Below are 14,241 nucleotides of genomic sequence, written 5' to 3' on the forward strand. Positions count from 1 at the left end.
AATATGAAAGCAAGATTACCAAAGAACTATGGTGGTGGCGGCATTGGAAATATGCAGCAACTAGCTATGCAAGCACAGAAAATGCAACAGAAGATGGAAGAAACAACTACTGAGCTGGAAGAAAAGGAATATTCAGCTACTGCCGGTGGTGGTGCAGTTAAGGCTACTGTTACAGGTAAGATGGAAGTTAAGTCACTTGAAATTGACCCTGAAGTTGTTGACCCAGAAGATGTTGAAATGTTAAGTGACATTGTTATCGGTGCAGTTAATGAAGCACTTAGAAATGCTGCAAAAGAAAAGGAAGATGCACTATCTGCTATTTCCGGTGGTCTTAGCATTCCGGGTATGTTCTAATGGCAAGTTATAGCGTTGCTCCTTTGCAAAAACTCATTGAGCAATTTGAGAAACTTCCGGGTATTGGTGCAAAAACTGCCCAAAGACTTGCATATTTTGTTCTAAATATGCCAAAAACAGAAGCAGAGGAGTTTTCTAAAGCTATTATTGATGCACATGAAAAGATAAAGTACTGTAGCATTTGTTGCAATTTTACCGATAAAGACAAATGTCCTGTTTGTACAAGTGCAAGTCGTGACCATTCTGTTATTTGTGTTGTTGAAACACCTAGAGACGCAATGGCTATGGAAAGCACTAATGAATACAGAGGTACTTATCATGTACTTCACGGAGCAATCTCTCCCCTAAATGGAGTTGGTCCTGACCAGTTAAAAATTAAAGAACTTTTAGCAAGGCTGAATAATCAAGAGGTTAAGGAAGTTATTATGGCAACTAATCCTACTGTTGAGGGTGAGGCAACTGCTATGTACTTAACAAGATTACTAAAGCCACTTGGTATAAAAGTTACAAGACTGGCATATGGTATTCCTGTAGGTGGAGATTTGGAATATGCTGATGAAGTTACACTTGCAAGAGCTTTGGAAGGCAGAACAGACCTTTGATAAATTTTAGGTGTAGTTATGAAAGAAAGTACAAAAACAATTGCACAAAACAAAAAAGCCCATCATGACTACTTTGTACTTGAAAGCTATGAGGCAGGTATTGAGCTTTGTGGCACAGAAGTTAAGTCACTAAGGGCAGGTAGAGTAAATCTAAAAGATAGTTGGTGCAATATTGTTGACGGAGAAATCTTCGTAAACGGTATGCACATTTCTCCTTATGACCATGGTAATGTTTTTAACAAAGACCCTATGAGAGTAAGAAGACTGTTAATGCACAAAAAAGAGATTTTAAAACTCTTTGGCACACTTCAGCAACAAGGACTTTCACTTATCCCTATTAGTCTTTACTTTAAAGGCAGTAAGGTTAAGATGCAAGTTGGTCTTTGCAAAGGTAAAAAGCTCTATGACAAGAGAGCTACTATGGCTGAAAGAGATGCTAAAAGAAACATAGACAGAGCTTTGAAAGAAAGGCAATATTAATCCACATTATAGGCAGGAAACTGCCTTATATATGGGGGTGTAAAGGTTTCGACGGGGGTTTTGAACCTTAGTAAGCGAGTAGTGGCGTAGGACCACTTATAACCTACAACTTTTTAAATTAAACGACAACAATAAAGTTGCTCTAGCTGCTTAATGCAGCTTGTCCTCTTTAAGATTACCACGACTTAATTAGGGCATCATTTAGTGGTAAATGTGAACATTGGAGTGTTCCGACCATTGTCACACATTAGGAACTACTAAGCATAGTAGCCTGTTTGTAGGCGACTATGTAAGGGAATGTTAATATACAAACTACACTCGTAGAAAGCTTTGGGAATAGATTTTCGGACAGGGGTTCGATTCCCCTCACCTCCACCAAACAAGTATTGGACGAACACCTACTTTTTCAGCGGCGGATTTGCCGTAAAATGTGTTCTCTGATACAACAACAGAACGCCGTTTCAGTGTAAAAGCCGGAACGGCGTTTTTCTGTTTTAAAGAATTTTGAACCCACACATTCGATTTATCACACTTCTCCGTTTATAATGGAATCATCAAACATAACGGAGGTAACAAAATGAGAAATCCAAAGTATCACATTTACTTAATGCCTGATGAACGGCGCACGGTCATCAACAGCCTGATTGATTTGAGAAATGACCTAATATCACAGGGACGATACACCGACATCATTGATGAGCTATTGATCAAGTTCACTAAAGCAAAAATCAAGAAAATCAAGGTCGAGGAGGTATAAGCTATGACTACAAAGATTACATACACGCTGCAGGGAGATTACTTGCTGCCAGATTTGAAATTGCCCGAACAGCCAAAGGTTGAAATCGGGATTTGGGGCAAGCGACATTTACGATACCTCGAAAAACATCATCCCATCATTTATACTAACCTTCTGACGAGCTGTAAGCTCACCGCCTACCTCGCTGATATTGATAAACAGGCAGAGGATATGTTCTTTCGGTTAGTAAATCAACTTGCAAAGCAAGAAGGTGTTACCGAACAGCTCAAATCCGAGAATCAAATGCTGTGGGTGCGAAAAATGAACAATATCCGCAACCGTGCAGAAGAAATCGTCAATGATGGAATAATCTATCAATAAAATATCAGAGCAGGAGATTGAATTATCCTGCTCTGATTGTTTTATATATTTGGCTGCAATATGCCCCTATGAAATTCGGCTTTCCGATGCAGTACTATTTATAATTCTATTTTTCCGTGTTTTTCCTCGTACTTTTCAATCGCGTCACGAATCAGAATCAATATCTGACTGTTCGCCGAGCGACCTTCATAGTCGGCTACAACGTGCAGCTTGTTCAACATTTCCTCGTCAATTCGTATAGATAAAATCTTAACAGCCATAAATAAACCTCGTTTCATATTTATTATGTATGTGCTAAAATGATATGACCCAATAAAAAAGAGGAGTAACTTCAAAATATGGTATAATGGAATCGCTCAAAAACATTAACCTAAGAAAGAAGTACTCCTCATGAATATAATAACACAAGAAGCAAAGAAAAAGCAAGCCATAGTAAAATACGCACTAAGAAAAGGAAAAAGCGAAGCAAGTAGAGTGTACGGTGTAAGTCTTTCAAGCGTAAAGAGATGGTGTAAACAATATGACGGTACCTGGCAATCGCTATTGCCTAAATCACGCAGACCACATAGTCATCCCAACAGACACACAAAAGAGAAGAAAGACAAATTAGAAATTCTTTTAAAAGTGCTATGAAAGATATGGATGGGATGGAGTATACAGTGATTTAAAGAGAAAAGGATATACAAGAAGCTATTCAGGAATGATATATGCTGCAAAAAGAATGGGCTTAGTAAAATATAAAAAGACCAAGAAAAAGAGCCGTAATCATAGAAGATATCCGGAGCTGTTAATACCTGGAGAAAAGGTGCAGATAGATGTAAAAGAAGTGCCATACAATTGCTTAAGAGGCAAGGCTTTAAGGGACGGAAAGCATTTTTATCAATGGACTGCAATAGATGAATGTACAAGAATGAGATTTGTATATGGGTTTGAAGAACATACACGGAAAACTCAACTAAATTCTTGAAAATGTTATTAAAAGAATTTCCGTTTAAAATAAAAACGGTTCAAACAGATAACGGAAGAGAGTTCACATATAAATATCAAAGCAGTGAAGTGAAAAGTCCTTTTGAAATAGAATTGAACAAATTAGGTATAAATCATAAATTAATACCACCACGAACACCTTGGCACAATGGGAAGGTAGAAAGAAGTCATAGAAACGACCAAAGATATTTCTATGATTGGGAAACATTCAAAAATATTGAAGAATTAAATACAAAGTTAAAAGGACATTTAGAATGGAGTAATAACAAGACAATGAGAACACTTGAATACAAAAGTCCAATGCAGTTATTGAGTGAAAAGTTAGAATTGAAATCCATTCATTAATTAATATTCATAATCAAAAGTCAGTAAAACAAGCGAAATATTAAATCGTATTTTATTTTTACCCTAAAATGGGTCATATCTATTTACAACACAGAAATAAACCTCGTTTCATATTTATTATGACTTTATTTTATGCCTATTATGTGTTATGATGTTTGATATAGGCACATAATATATCTAAAGTGTATCTACGAGGCGATTATGAAAAAGGCTTGCTGCGGGTTCGGGCATAGGAATGTATTTGAGAATATAGAGGATAAGTTGTATACGTCGGTAATGAGCGCCGCCGAGCGGGGATGTGAGATTTTCTATACGGGTGCTATGGGTGAATTTGACAGCTTGTTCTCGTCAGCCGTCCGCCTCGCTCTGCGAAATCTATCTCTAATATCTGTTTTAATCTTTTTATCAAGGATTAGTATAAGCACGTCAAAGAAGACATCGGAAACGGCAAGAGCATGATAGAAAGATAAAAAGCTCTCTTTTCACTTCAGCTTTTCACAAAACTCTTTAATCTTCTTTTCGTTATCCTCAGTAGGCTTATCCTTCGGATCAACCAAAACGAGCTCGGCTTCAAGGCTCTCGATGCCGAGGAGCTGTTTGAGCTTCAGCAGAGCCTTGTCCGCTCCGCCGCCGGCAAAACACACAACCGCCGCTATGCTCCTGCCATTCAGCGATTCTCTGTTCTCATGGATAAAGCTCCTGATGGGCGGCGCGATATTGCTCGCCCATACCGGCGTACAGATGATCACCCTGTCATAACCGCCGTTAAATACATACGGCTGCAGCCGCGGTTTGTTGCCCATGACCGCTTTCATCCCGCCCCAGATGAATTTTCGCGCGCCCTCTGACGGAAATTCCTTTACCGGCTCGATCCGGATAAGGTCGGAGTCAAGCTCAGCGGTGATTTTTTCGGCGGTCTGCGCGGTATTTCCGCTCATGGAATAGTATACGATTGCTGTTTTCATAGTATCGCCCCTTAAAAATAGAATAATTCCTCAAACTTTTTATCCAGCGCGATACAGAGGATCAGCGCAAGCTTGGCTGTTGGGTTGAACTGCCCAGTCTCGATCGAGCTTATAGTATTGCGTGACACACCCACTATTTTTGCAAGCTCAGCTTGAGAGAGCTTTTTCTCCCTTCGGATCGCGGCAAGGTTGTTTTTCAGCACAAGTCCGTTTTCCGTCATGCGATCACCCCGCATAGCTGGAGGATCCACAGTACTGTCCATACGGCCGCGCCGACCCCGTATATCAGCGCAACTAACAGTTCGTGCTTTTTACCGAGGACGCGATATTTAGTCCAAAAGGCAACGAACGCCATGACGAACATTGCCATATTGCAGCCGTAACTGATGCGGTGCAGGACTATCCCCTCAACGATATCGACGCATATTATCAGGCAGATACCGATCAGATAGGCAAAATACGCGCCTCTCTTCTGAGCGTCAAGGTCGGCGACGTCCCTGCCCCCGTTCTCCTCCTGAGCCATCTTCAAAACATCTTCCCTGTTCATAATAACAACTCCTTTATTGCCCGCGTCGGTTTTTTTAAGTATAAACACGCTCGCGTGTGCCAAGTTTTATTGTCAATATTATAACACTGCCAAGTTTACTTGTCAAGAGTTTTTGCAAAGTTTTCTTGTCAAGCACAGCCTTCACGCAAAAGCGCCCCGCTTTCCGCTCCCGTCGCCACAAACGGAAAGTGCGTCATCTTTTGAGGTCGTTATGCTTATGCTTAATATAATCTGCGTCGGCAGACTAAAGGAAAGCTGCCATCAAAGCCCGCAATTGCTGGATGATAGACAACAGCGATATAGTTCTGATTTACACCGTCCGCAACTACGGCGGAGCGTATGAGGCAAAACGATATGCAGAGCGCATTCATAAAAGCATAAAGATTATTTGATTACAGCTTTTATAATACTCATAGCTCTTTCACATACCCGCTTTGCCGTATTGGCATCGCTGAATCCGTGATCGGTGGCAATGTCGGTATATGGCAGCGGCTTGATTGGCTTTTCTTTTGGCTTGCCGTTTTCGTCTAAATCGGTCTTGTCAGCGTAGCGAGTACTGAAACACTCTGGGCAAAAGCCGAGGTGCTGGGCGAGCATCATCTTTTCTGTATATTCTAAGCCGTCATAGGCTTCATACAGCTTGTCATATAACTTCTGCTTGAAATAGATATTTTCGGGATTGAGAGAGGAATCCGGTAGAAGGAAGTCGGTTGTTCCTGTATCGTCCTCATCATTACTCTGAACATCCGTATAGTTTTCGGTAAGGATGCCGCCCTCGATGATAGACTTTGTTTTCTCATCGCTTTCACCGATTTGCGTTGCAACCTGTGAAATGGTTTCCTCCGTAAACTCACCGCCTGAATGATTGAAAATATCCATCACTTTACGGAGTCGGGCATATTCAAATTCGCTCTGCACGGAATAGCCCGTCCGCATTGTGCGGATATAGTTATGCGCCTCACGCTCCATATACCTCTGAGCATACGGCAGAAAAGGAGCTATGGAAATATCGTAGTTGATCAGAGCCTTACACAAGCCTGTTACAAGGCTTTGCTTTATATCGGCAAAGTGCTCTTCCATTGAGTATTTATTCCTAAAGGACTTCGCCTTTTCGTTTAGCGTCGGCTCGTAATAGTGTAGGAACCAGTAGAAATATTTATCGTCACCGGTCTGTACATACTGACGCATATATTCCTGAAAATCCCATTTGGGCGGTGGCGGCGAAATGCGGTAAATTTCAAATTCTTTTTTCTCTATATGGCTCACTTTTGCTTGATTCTCCTGTCCGTTTCTCTGTACAAATTCTCGCGCTTCATATCTGCTTTGTATTGACCTTTAGCATAGTTGTCGTCATACTTCGCTTTTTGCCAATACTCTTTTGCAACCTTCAGCGCCATCGCAGCAAACTCTGCTGTGATGGTGCTTCTTTTTTGTTCCACACGAATCGCAGAGCAGCGGCTTTTGTAAACTGGATTGATAGGATTGCCTTCGGAAAGTTCCTTTTCCTTCATCCTCGCCGCATATTTTCGGCAGGTGATTGATTTTCCTTTCAGCGTATAAGGTGCGGTTCCATTGCAATATACTTGCCGCCTTGCCGAAGTCATCAGGAAATATCGCATGCAGATAGGACACCTTCTCGGATAATGACCGTAGTGCAAGCCCTCGAAGAAATCCGTCAGAACAAAGCTGTAGTAATTATCAAAATACATTCTTCTCGCCGTAACTAAACTTTTGCTCTTAGATGTCTTGCGCATAGCGATATACTCGGAAGTCATACCAAGTTCTTCGTTGCCGAATATATCCAGAGCTATCGGGAGCAAGTGCGCCTCATCAAAGCGCTCAGCTTCGTCAAGTCTGTCGCAGAACTCGGTTAATCCCTCAAACGCTTCTCTCATATCGTTGCTGATACGATCATAGAAAGCCAGAGTTGTCATCATATCATTAAGTAGGTTGTCCGCTGTTTTTTGCTGAACTTCATCTATTTCGATCGGCAGTAAATCCAACGCGGATTCATTGATTCCCATAGCTAAAATCTGAGCCTTTGCATTGAAATACTCTCGGATAAAGTTTGCGTTATCCTCTGTAAAAAGTTCAGATATTCTAATACGCTCTGCTTCAACATCCAGCTTAGTGAACGGTTGCAGCTTGGGTAAGGTTTTTAAGATTTGTTGGATCTCCCACCCGGATCGTAAAACATCATTGTTATCAAGATAACCGGCAGAGATCGTATCGTATAGATGCCAGCTGTATTGTTTGTATACAGCCAACCGAGCCGCCGTTTCATCCTTATAATATTGATTCAAAAGGTGTGTAGCGAACGTTCCCGCAGGATAAGTTTTCTTGCCAATCCGTATTCTTCCGTCACGAAAATCGGCGCTGAAAAAGCTGATTTTTTCCAAAACCAACACCTCCTCACTATCAAGTCTACCAAAACAGGTGTCCCATAAAACTCCCTTTGCTCCGTTTTAGAAGAAATTTTTGAAAAAATTTTGAATTATTGTTTTCCGTAATATAAAATTATCGGCTTGAATTCTGATTGTTCAGTATTCAAGCCGTTTTTTAGTGTTTTCTTTTTCGTTTTCACTATGTTTTCTTAAAACCCTAAGTTTTCGGATTTTCGTGTATTTAATACAGTAGGGGGACGAAAAGCCCTCCAAAATACACGAAGGGAGGTACAAGCTATGGTACTGAAAATTACCGAAGAGCTGTCCGAAAGAGTAAACCGCATTGTTCGTCATTCGTGCTGCAACTGCATTGACGACAACTGCCTGTTGCTCGACGACGGCGAAGAACACAGCTGCGTGCAGCTGATCAGTAAGTATGGCATTTACTGCAACTATCTTTTGAAATGCGTATTGCCTGCTTTCCCAAAACTCTACGGCGACATACTCGCCTACAACGAAAAACTGAAAGGATGATTTTATGAAAACACTAAACAATTTTAAGATTATCGGTATCGACCACGGTTACGGCAATATCAAAACCGCTAGCCATTGTTTCAAGACCGGTATAACCACCCACGACAGCGAACCGCTATTTACAAAGGATATGCTTACCTACAACGACAAGTATTATCTGATCGGCGAAGGTCACAAGGAGTTTCTGCCCGAAAAGCAGAATGATGAGGATTATTATATTCTCACGCTCGCAGCTATCGCAACCGAGCTTGCGGATGAAGGGCTTACCGAAGCGGATGTGATTATCGCCGCAGGCTTGCCTTTAACTTGGACAAGCGGACAGAAAGCGGATTTTGCCGCATATCTGTCAAAGAGCAAAGAGGTAGCGTTCACTTTTCGGAATGTAGATTATCATATCCGAATCTGTGATGTGAAAATCTATCCGCAGGGTTATTCTGCGGTTGTGCCTATCAAATCCACGCTCAAAGGTCTGAGTATGGTAGCCGATATCGGTAACGGTACGATGAACACACTTTATCTTGTCAACGGCAAGCCGCAAAGCGGTAAGATGTTCACCGAGAAGTTCGGCACTTATCAATGCACCCTCGCTATTCGTGAAGGCTTTATGCGCAATACACGCCGAGAGCTAAACGACTATATCATCGACGAGGTGTTGCAGACAGGCACGGCAGATATTCCTGATTCGGATTTGGAAATCATCACAGCTATTGCGGAGGAATATGTCGCCGAGATTTTCCGCCGCCTGCGTGAGCACGGCTATGACGAAAGCACGATGAAACTCTACGTCTGCGGCGGTGGCGGTTGCCTGATCAAGAATTTCTATCACGGCAATCTTGACCGTGTAAAGTTCATTGATGACATCTGTGCCGCCGCAAAAGGCTATGAATATCTCGCAGACGTTTATCTGAGAGCCGAGGCGAAGAATGAAGGACGTGTATAAAATGACCGTGCGCTTTGATTTGACCGACGCCCGAGAGCGTGCTCTCGCAGAATATATGCAGACGCTTGACGTAAAGAAGTATCAATCCCGTAATCAGTTTATGATAGATGCGCTTGCGGATTATGTAGATTTACAATCAATTACCCGTGAACAACACGAGGAGGATATCCGTAATATCATTCGTGAGGAAATGCGGGCTTGCTTTGCCGAAGCAAACTTCGCTCCGCAGCCGTTAAATCCTGCTTTAAGCGCAGAACAACAGGAAGAAGCCGAGCAAGATATTCTGGACGACCTCAAGCTGTTTGATTGACGGCACGATGACGGCAAATTTCAAGACCGATATTAAAATTGACGGCAAAATGCCGTCATATCAAGACAGTATTATAATCAACAGCATAAGGCACAGCAGAATGGGTAAAATCGCACTCCGTGGCTGTGTCTTATACTGTAGCAAGCAGGGAATTTGTACGGCAAATTCCAAATACAACAGCCCCATAGCTGTTGAAAATCTTTAGGGAAACCCTAACACCCGAAGAAAGAAGGTATATTATTGAACGATAAAAATGCAAGAATCGAGCTGCGAGTTACGCAGTTCGAGAAAGACAAGATAGCTCGGCTTGCCGAGAGCTGCGGCTTATCTCAATCCGAATATGTCAGACAAAGGACATTGGGTTATGCACCGAGGACGGTGCTGCCTGATGTCTTTTTTCAATTCTACCAAATGCTCTGCCGCTTGTGTGACGAGGTTGCCGATAAGGTATCTCCGAATACCGAACGAAAGCTTCTTGAAGTCGTAGACGAAATTCAACGACAGTTACTTTTGCCTGAAAAATCTACCGCCAAGCAAATATGTAAGGAGGTAACGACGTGGCAACCACAGGCTTCTGGCCCGTCAAAGGACGGTTAAAGGATGTTATCAATTACGCTCAGAATCCCGACAAAACTATCGAGCGCAAATATCTTGATGATGACTTAGCCGCTACCCTCAATTATGTTGAGAACAGCGACAAAACCGACCAAACAATGTATGTCAGCGGAATCAACTGTACGAAGAAGCGAGCCTATGAGCAGATGATGACCACAAAGCGGCGTTACGGTAAACTCGGCGGCAATGTTGCGTATCACGGTTATCAGAGCTTTCAAACTGGAGAAGTCACACCTGAGGAAGCGCACCGTATCGGCATTGAAACCGCCAAGCGAATGTGGGGCGATGAATATGAGATAGTTGTGACGACACATCTGAATACGGCAAACCTACACAATCATATCGTCGTAAATAGTGTATCGTTCCGCACCGGACGAAAATTTGAAAATCACATTTCCGACCACTACAAGCTGCGTGAGATTTCCGACGAGGTATGCCGTGAGTATGGAAAATCCGTGATTGAAAACGCTCCATTCTACGGCGGTGACAAGGCGTATTGGGTACGCAAGAGCGGACGAATACCACACAAGGATATGCTGCGGCACGATGTTGATGAAGCCTTAGCCTGTACGATCAAACCGTTTGATTTTGAATTATATCTGCGATCGCTCGGCTATCAGTTTGTGCGGACTTTTAAATATCAGCATCCGTCGGTGATCGCTCCCGACTGGCTAAAACCTGTCAGGTTAAGCAGTCTCGGAAAGGACTATTCCAGAGAAGCGATACTCAGGCGGCTACAATTTCAGCGTGAGGATAAATACTTTGTGGATTTTTATACGCCGAGATCGTTTTATCAGCGCCAACCGCTGATAGTGAGAATCAGAGATTTTGAGAAAAGAACAGAGCCCGATGTTATCACGGCGCTGTTTGAGCTTATTATCACTATCGCCAAGCTCATCACGGGCAACAACGTGCAAAAGCGAGATTATCGTCCCGTATCTCCCGAATTGAGATTGGAAATACAGAATCTCGACCGAACGCTGGCGGAATACCATTTCCTCCGTGACCACAATGTGGAATGCGCAGAGGATTTTGTATCTTGCAGAAAAGAAATCGCTGATCAAATCAAAGCCTATGAATCCGAGCGTCAGCACATCCGCAACCGAATCCGCAGAGCGAAATCACCCGAAGAAGATAATTCTCTTAAAGAACAATGCAGAGAAATCACAAAAAAGCTGACACCCTTGCGCAAGCAGCTCATTATCTGCGAGCGCATTGAAAACAAAGTGCCTCGACTCCGTGCTTTGATAGAACAGGAAAAGCAGCTGGAGCAAGGCAGATACAAGTACAAATATTATCACCAAAATAAAACAAAACAAAGGAGTTATGAACGATGACCAATATATCAATCAACAAATTACACGAATTCAGAGACCACCCGTATCAGGTGCTCGACAATGATGAAATGAACAATCTTATAACGAGCGTTCAGCAGCAGGGCATTATGACGCCGCTGATTGTACGACCGCTTGAAGGCACGATCGACGAATACGAAATAATATCCGGACACCGCCGCTTCCGTGCGGCGCAGAAGGCAGGGCTCACAGAAGTCCCTGCCTTTATTCGTCCTGTCAGTCGTGACGAGGCGGCGATTATGGTGGTGGACAGCAACCTCCACAGGGAGCATCTGCTGCCGTCGGAGAAAGCTTTTGCCTATAAGCTGAAAGCCGAAGCACTAAAGCATCAGGGACAGCGAACTGATCTCACTTCGGGACAATTTGTCCCGAAGTCTGACGATAACCGAGCGACTGCGTTTATCGGTGAACAATCAGGTGAAAGCTACAAAACCGTACAGCGTTATATTCGCTTAACAAATCTTATCCCCGAATTGCTAAACATGATGGATGAGGGCAAGATCGCTTTCTCTGTCGGCGTGGAGCTGTCATATCTCTCACCCGAAATCCAGCGTGATTTATATGCGATTATCGAGCGGGATGATCATACACCGTCTTACTCACAGGCTTATCGTTTGCACAAAGCCTTTAATAGCTGTTCTATGACGAAAGAAGGTTTGGAGCTCGTGATGTCGGAGGAAAAAGCAAACCAACGGGAAACGCTGAAAATCCCAATGGACAAGGTAAGAAAATACGCTCCGAGAGCCACCGACAATCAGCTTGAGGATTTTGTACTCAAAGCCTGCGATTATTACCAACGCTATCTCAAGCGACAGCGTGACCGTGAAAGATGAGGTGAGCCTATTGAACAATGAACTGCAAACGGCGGAATACTCGGAAGAAGCGTTAACGCTCCTCGCCAAAGCGATTGTTCCCGACGTTATTGAGTTTTATAACAGCGAGTTCGGCAAACGATACTTTAAAGAATGGCTAAAGGCTCACCCCGAATATCAGGATGGGAAACAGATTGCGTAAATTTGACACAATCGACTGTTTTCAGCAAATTCTGTAAAATATAATCAATAAAGCTCTCCGTCATCTCGGCGGAGAGCAAAGGAGGTCAATTATGAATGTAGTAATCTATGCCCGCTTTTCGAGCCACAGTCAGACCGAGCAATCCATCGAAGGTCAGTTAAAGGTTTGCTATGAATACGCGGAGCAAAATCATTATACAGTTGTCGGTGAGTACATAGACAGAGCTATGAGCGGTAAATATGATAATCGTGCCGAGTTTCAGCGTATGATTTCCGACAGCGATAAGCACACCTTTGAGGGGGTGTTGGTGTATCAGCTTGACCGCTTTGCCCGTAACCGCTACGACAGCGCAATCTACAAAGCAAAGCTAAAAAAGAACGGCGTTAGGGTGTTATCGGCAAAAGAGAATATTACCGACGACGCATCGGGTATTCTTGTTGAAGGTGTGTTGGAAAGTATGGCGGAGTATTATTCCGCTGAGCTTTCGCAGAAGATCCACCGAGGAATGGAGATCAACGCACAAAAGTGTTTGTCCAACGGCAGCAATCCCGGTCTTGGCTTCAAGGTGGATAAAGACAGGCGATTTTATGTTGACGAGGAAGAAGCCGAAATCGTGCGTGAAATATTTGAGCGATATGCAAGCGGCGAAACAAAGGCAGAAATTGTAAAGGATTTGAAACGCAGAAAAGTAAAAACATCTTTAGGCAACGATTTTACTTACAACAGTCTCAGCCGTATGCTGAGCAACAAACGATATATAGGAGTTTATATGTACAAGGGACAGGAAACGCCGGGCGGTATGCCGAGAATATTAGATGATGATTTATTCTACAAGGTTCAGGATATACTGGCCAAAAACAAAAAGGCTCCTGCCAGAACACACGGTGAGGGTGAGTATCTGTTGACAACAAAGCTGTTTTGCGGTCACTGTAAAAATATGATGGTAGGTTACGGCGGTACAAGCAAAACCGGCAAGCAATATCACTATTATATCTGCAAGGAAGCCCGAAAGAAACGCTGTGATAAAACAATCGTTAGAAAAAAGAAAATTGAGGACAGAGTGATTGCAGAATGTTTGAAGTTGCTTACAGATGAGAACATCAAATTCATAGCCAAAAAGGTAGCCGAGGAATGCAACAAAAGTCCTGATAACTTGACAGTCAAGCAGTTAAAGAAAGCTATCCGAGAAGCGGATACTGCCATAGAAAATCTATGGCGAGGTATTGAGCAAGGACAATCTGTTCCAATGCTGACGGAACGTCTTAATAAACGTCAGGCTGAAAGAGAAGCGTTGGAAGAACAGCTCGCCATTGAACAAAACAAAAGTATCTGCCTTTCGGAAGCGCAGATACTCGCCTTCCTTGATTTTGTTTGTGAAATGCCGCTGGATGATGTCAACAAGCGCAGAGCCATCATCAATATCCTCGTACACTCTGTCTATCTCTATGACGATCACTTCACCTTGATTATCAACGCCAGCAAGAAGCCTATGAGCGTTGATAACATACCGTTAGAGGAAATAGAAGAAGCCTTTAACTCCGATAAAACCTGCACGGAGAAGTGTTCGACTATGACGTCGCCTGCTCCACCAATTAACTGCACTTAGTTTCAAGTGCAGTTTTTCTTTTATTAGACTATTGATATATTCAATTTGATATGATACAATTGATACATAGAAAATGACTACTTATA

Annotated in this window: 22 protein-coding genes and 1 other RNA gene; 17 read left to right on the plus strand and 6 right to left on the minus strand. The window is 42.8% G+C overall.

Annotation, left to right across the window (positions count from 1 at the left end; all coding sequences use genetic code 11):
• Positions 1-3: 3 nt before the first annotated feature.
• The 6 genes from E5Z56_RS00745 to E5Z56_RS00770 all read left to right on the plus strand — a co-directional run bounded on the left by E5Z56_RS00745 (position 4) and on the right by E5Z56_RS00770 (position 2,553).
• Positions 4-354 (plus strand): YbaB/EbfC family nucleoid-associated protein, encoded by a 351-nt coding sequence (locus E5Z56_RS00745; RefSeq protein ID WP_022505016.1) that lies wholly within the window; start codon positions 4-6, stop codon positions 352-354.
• Positions 354-956: a recombination mediator RecR gene (recR, locus tag E5Z56_RS00750; protein WP_138156079.1), complete on the plus strand. Its 603-nt coding sequence runs from the start codon at positions 354-356 to the stop codon at positions 954-956. The genes E5Z56_RS00745 and recR overlap by 1 nt, the downstream gene beginning before the upstream one ends.
• A gap of 18 nt (positions 957-974) precedes the next feature.
• A complete protein-coding gene (gene smpB, locus E5Z56_RS00755; RefSeq protein WP_138156080.1) occupies positions 975-1,436 on the plus strand; it encodes an SsrA-binding protein SmpB in 462 nt (153 codons plus the stop codon).
• Between the two features lie 33 nt (positions 1,437-1,469).
• Positions 1,470-1,814, plus strand: a transfer-messenger RNA (tmRNA) gene (gene ssrA, locus E5Z56_RS00760).
• A 199-nt stretch (positions 1,815-2,013) separates the two neighbouring features.
• Positions 2,014-2,193 carry a hypothetical protein gene (locus E5Z56_RS00765; protein WP_138156081.1) on the plus strand — a complete coding sequence of 60 codons (180 nt, stop codon included), beginning with the start codon at positions 2,014-2,016 and terminating at the stop codon, positions 2,191-2,193.
• A gap of 3 nt (positions 2,194-2,196) precedes the next feature.
• Positions 2,197-2,553: a TnpV protein gene (locus tag E5Z56_RS00770; protein ID WP_138156082.1), complete on the plus strand. Its 357-nt coding sequence runs from the start codon at positions 2,197-2,199 to the stop codon at positions 2,551-2,553.
• A gap of 98 nt (positions 2,554-2,651) precedes the next feature.
• Here the strand turns inward: E5Z56_RS00770 and E5Z56_RS00775 are convergent, their stop codons facing one another.
• Positions 2,652-2,813, minus strand: coding sequence for an Arc family DNA-binding protein (locus tag E5Z56_RS00775; protein WP_138156083.1), 162 nt, complete (start codon positions 2,811-2,813; stop codon positions 2,652-2,654).
• 130 nt (positions 2,814-2,943) lie between these two features.
• Between E5Z56_RS00775 and E5Z56_RS00780 the strand changes: the two genes are divergently transcribed.
• The 3 genes from E5Z56_RS00780 (at position 2,944) to E5Z56_RS00790 (ending at position 3,885) form a co-directional block, all read left to right on the plus strand.
• Complete coding sequence (locus tag E5Z56_RS00780; RefSeq protein WP_138156084.1) at positions 2,944-3,186, plus strand: helix-turn-helix domain-containing protein; 243 nt, start codon at positions 2,944-2,946, stop codon at positions 3,184-3,186.
• Positions 3,187-3,253: 67 nt separating this feature from the next.
• The gene (locus tag E5Z56_RS00785) at positions 3,254-3,520 is read left to right on the plus strand and encodes a hypothetical protein (RefSeq protein ID WP_138156085.1); all 267 of its coding nucleotides are present in this window, start codon (positions 3,254-3,256) and stop codon (positions 3,518-3,520) included.
• A 2-nt stretch (positions 3,521-3,522) separates the two neighbouring features.
• Positions 3,523-3,885 carry an integrase core domain-containing protein gene (locus tag E5Z56_RS00790; RefSeq protein WP_232842488.1) on the plus strand — a complete coding sequence of 121 codons (363 nt, stop codon included), beginning with the start codon at positions 3,523-3,525 and terminating at the stop codon, positions 3,883-3,885.
• A 482-nt stretch (positions 3,886-4,367) separates the two neighbouring features.
• On the opposite strand, the gene E5Z56_RS00795 is transcribed toward E5Z56_RS00790, so the two are convergent.
• The 5 genes from E5Z56_RS00795 to E5Z56_RS00815 all read right to left on the minus strand — a co-directional run bounded on the left by E5Z56_RS00795 (position 4,368) and on the right by E5Z56_RS00815 (position 7,796).
• Positions 4,368-4,850: a flavodoxin family protein gene (locus E5Z56_RS00795; protein ID WP_138156087.1), complete on the minus strand. Its 483-nt coding sequence runs from the start codon at positions 4,848-4,850 to the stop codon at positions 4,368-4,370.
• Between the two features lie 11 nt (positions 4,851-4,861).
• Complete coding sequence (locus E5Z56_RS00800; protein WP_138156088.1) at positions 4,862-5,071, minus strand: helix-turn-helix transcriptional regulator; 210 nt, start codon at positions 5,069-5,071, stop codon at positions 4,862-4,864.
• The gene (locus tag E5Z56_RS00805) at positions 5,068-5,397 is read right to left on the minus strand and encodes a DUF6442 family protein (RefSeq protein ID WP_138156089.1); all 330 of its coding nucleotides are present in this window, start codon (positions 5,395-5,397) and stop codon (positions 5,068-5,070) included. The genes E5Z56_RS00800 and E5Z56_RS00805 overlap by 4 nt, the downstream gene beginning before the upstream one ends.
• A 384-nt stretch (positions 5,398-5,781) precedes the next feature.
• The gene (locus E5Z56_RS00810) at positions 5,782-6,663 is read right to left on the minus strand and encodes a hypothetical protein (RefSeq protein WP_138156090.1); all 882 of its coding nucleotides are present in this window, start codon (positions 6,661-6,663) and stop codon (positions 5,782-5,784) included.
• Positions 6,660-7,796, minus strand: coding sequence for a DUF6076 domain-containing protein (locus E5Z56_RS00815; RefSeq protein ID WP_138156091.1), 1,137 nt, complete (start codon positions 7,794-7,796; stop codon positions 6,660-6,662). Before E5Z56_RS00815 ends, E5Z56_RS00810 begins: the two co-directional genes overlap by 4 nt.
• Before the next feature lie 282 nt (positions 7,797-8,078).
• On the opposite strand from E5Z56_RS00815, the gene E5Z56_RS00820 reads away from it, so the two are divergent.
• From E5Z56_RS00820 to E5Z56_RS00855, 8 genes are all read left to right on the plus strand, one after another.
• Positions 8,079-8,315, plus strand: a complete 237-nt coding sequence (locus tag E5Z56_RS00820) for a cysteine-rich VLP protein (RefSeq protein ID WP_138156092.1) — start codon at positions 8,079-8,081, stop codon at positions 8,313-8,315.
• Positions 8,316-8,319: 4 nt separating this feature from the next.
• A complete protein-coding gene (locus E5Z56_RS00825; protein ID WP_138156093.1) occupies positions 8,320-9,255 on the plus strand; it encodes a ParM/StbA family protein in 936 nt (311 codons plus the stop codon).
• Position 9,256: 1 nt separating this feature from the next.
• The gene (locus E5Z56_RS00830) at positions 9,257-9,565 is read left to right on the plus strand and encodes a hypothetical protein (protein ID WP_138156094.1); all 309 of its coding nucleotides are present in this window, start codon (positions 9,257-9,259) and stop codon (positions 9,563-9,565) included.
• Positions 9,566-9,805: 240 nt separating this feature from the next.
• Positions 9,806-10,162 (plus strand): plasmid mobilization protein, encoded by a 357-nt coding sequence (locus E5Z56_RS00835; protein ID WP_138156095.1) that lies wholly within the window; start codon positions 9,806-9,808, stop codon positions 10,160-10,162.
• The gene (locus E5Z56_RS00840) at positions 10,123-11,517 is read left to right on the plus strand and encodes a relaxase/mobilization nuclease domain-containing protein (RefSeq protein WP_138156096.1); all 1,395 of its coding nucleotides are present in this window, start codon (positions 10,123-10,125) and stop codon (positions 11,515-11,517) included. The genes E5Z56_RS00835 and E5Z56_RS00840 overlap by 40 nt, the downstream gene beginning before the upstream one ends.
• Positions 11,514-12,368, plus strand: a complete 855-nt coding sequence (locus tag E5Z56_RS00845) for a ParB/RepB/Spo0J family partition protein (RefSeq protein ID WP_138156097.1) — start codon at positions 11,514-11,516, stop codon at positions 12,366-12,368. The genes E5Z56_RS00840 and E5Z56_RS00845 overlap by 4 nt, the downstream gene beginning before the upstream one ends.
• Positions 12,369-12,378: 10 nt before the next feature.
• Positions 12,379-12,549: a hypothetical protein gene (locus E5Z56_RS00850; protein WP_232842461.1), complete on the plus strand. Its 171-nt coding sequence runs from the start codon at positions 12,379-12,381 to the stop codon at positions 12,547-12,549.
• Between the two features lie 91 nt (positions 12,550-12,640).
• Positions 12,641-14,155 carry a recombinase family protein gene (locus E5Z56_RS00855; protein ID WP_138156099.1) on the plus strand — a complete coding sequence of 505 codons (1,515 nt, stop codon included), beginning with the start codon at positions 12,641-12,643 and terminating at the stop codon, positions 14,153-14,155.
• Positions 14,156-14,241 lie beyond the last annotated feature (86 nt).

The organism is Ruminococcus bovis (assembly GCF_005601135.1).
In the GTDB taxonomy this organism is placed as follows: Bacteria; Bacillota; Clostridia; order Oscillospirales; family Acutalibacteraceae; genus Ruminococcoides; species Ruminococcoides bovis.

What these genes read in the sequence shown, in the direction of transcription:
- E5Z56_RS00745 (WP_022505016.1), top strand. Translation starts at nt 4, where the DNA reads ATGAAAGCAAGATTACCAAAGAACTATGGTGGTGGCGGCATTGGAAAT.
- recR (WP_138156079.1), top strand. Translation starts at nt 354, where the DNA reads ATGGCAAGTTATAGCGTTGCTCCTTTGCAAAAACTCATTGAGCAATTT.
- smpB (WP_138156080.1), top strand. Translation starts at nt 975, where the DNA reads ATGAAAGAAAGTACAAAAACAATTGCACAAAACAAAAAAGCCCATCAT.
- E5Z56_RS00765 (WP_138156081.1), top strand. Translation starts at nt 2,014, where the DNA reads ATGAGAAATCCAAAGTATCACATTTACTTAATGCCTGATGAACGGCGC.
- E5Z56_RS00770 (WP_138156082.1), top strand. Translation starts at nt 2,197, where the DNA reads ATGACTACAAAGATTACATACACGCTGCAGGGAGATTACTTGCTGCCA.
- E5Z56_RS00775 (WP_138156083.1), bottom strand. Translation starts at nt 2,813, where the DNA reads ATGGCTGTTAAGATTTTATCTATACGAATTGACGAGGAAATGTTGAAC.
- E5Z56_RS00780 (WP_138156084.1), top strand. Translation starts at nt 2,944, where the DNA reads ATGAATATAATAACACAAGAAGCAAAGAAAAAGCAAGCCATAGTAAAA.
- E5Z56_RS00785 (WP_138156085.1), top strand. Translation starts at nt 3,254, where the DNA reads ATGATATATGCTGCAAAAAGAATGGGCTTAGTAAAATATAAAAAGACC.
- E5Z56_RS00790 (WP_232842488.1), top strand. Translation starts at nt 3,523, where the DNA reads ATGTTATTAAAAGAATTTCCGTTTAAAATAAAAACGGTTCAAACAGAT.
- E5Z56_RS00795 (WP_138156087.1), bottom strand. Translation starts at nt 4,850, where the DNA reads ATGAAAACAGCAATCGTATACTATTCCATGAGCGGAAATACCGCGCAG.
- E5Z56_RS00800 (WP_138156088.1), bottom strand. Translation starts at nt 5,071, where the DNA reads ATGACGGAAAACGGACTTGTGCTGAAAAACAACCTTGCCGCGATCCGA.
- E5Z56_RS00805 (WP_138156089.1), bottom strand. Translation starts at nt 5,397, where the DNA reads ATGAACAGGGAAGATGTTTTGAAGATGGCTCAGGAGGAGAACGGGGGC.
- E5Z56_RS00820 (WP_138156092.1), top strand. Translation starts at nt 8,079, where the DNA reads ATGGTACTGAAAATTACCGAAGAGCTGTCCGAAAGAGTAAACCGCATT.
- E5Z56_RS00825 (WP_138156093.1), top strand. Translation starts at nt 8,320, where the DNA reads ATGAAAACACTAAACAATTTTAAGATTATCGGTATCGACCACGGTTAC.
- E5Z56_RS00830 (WP_138156094.1), top strand. Translation starts at nt 9,257, where the DNA reads ATGACCGTGCGCTTTGATTTGACCGACGCCCGAGAGCGTGCTCTCGCA.
- E5Z56_RS00845 (WP_138156097.1), top strand. Translation starts at nt 11,514, where the DNA reads ATGACCAATATATCAATCAACAAATTACACGAATTCAGAGACCACCCG.
- E5Z56_RS00855 (WP_138156099.1), top strand. Translation starts at nt 12,641, where the DNA reads ATGAATGTAGTAATCTATGCCCGCTTTTCGAGCCACAGTCAGACCGAG.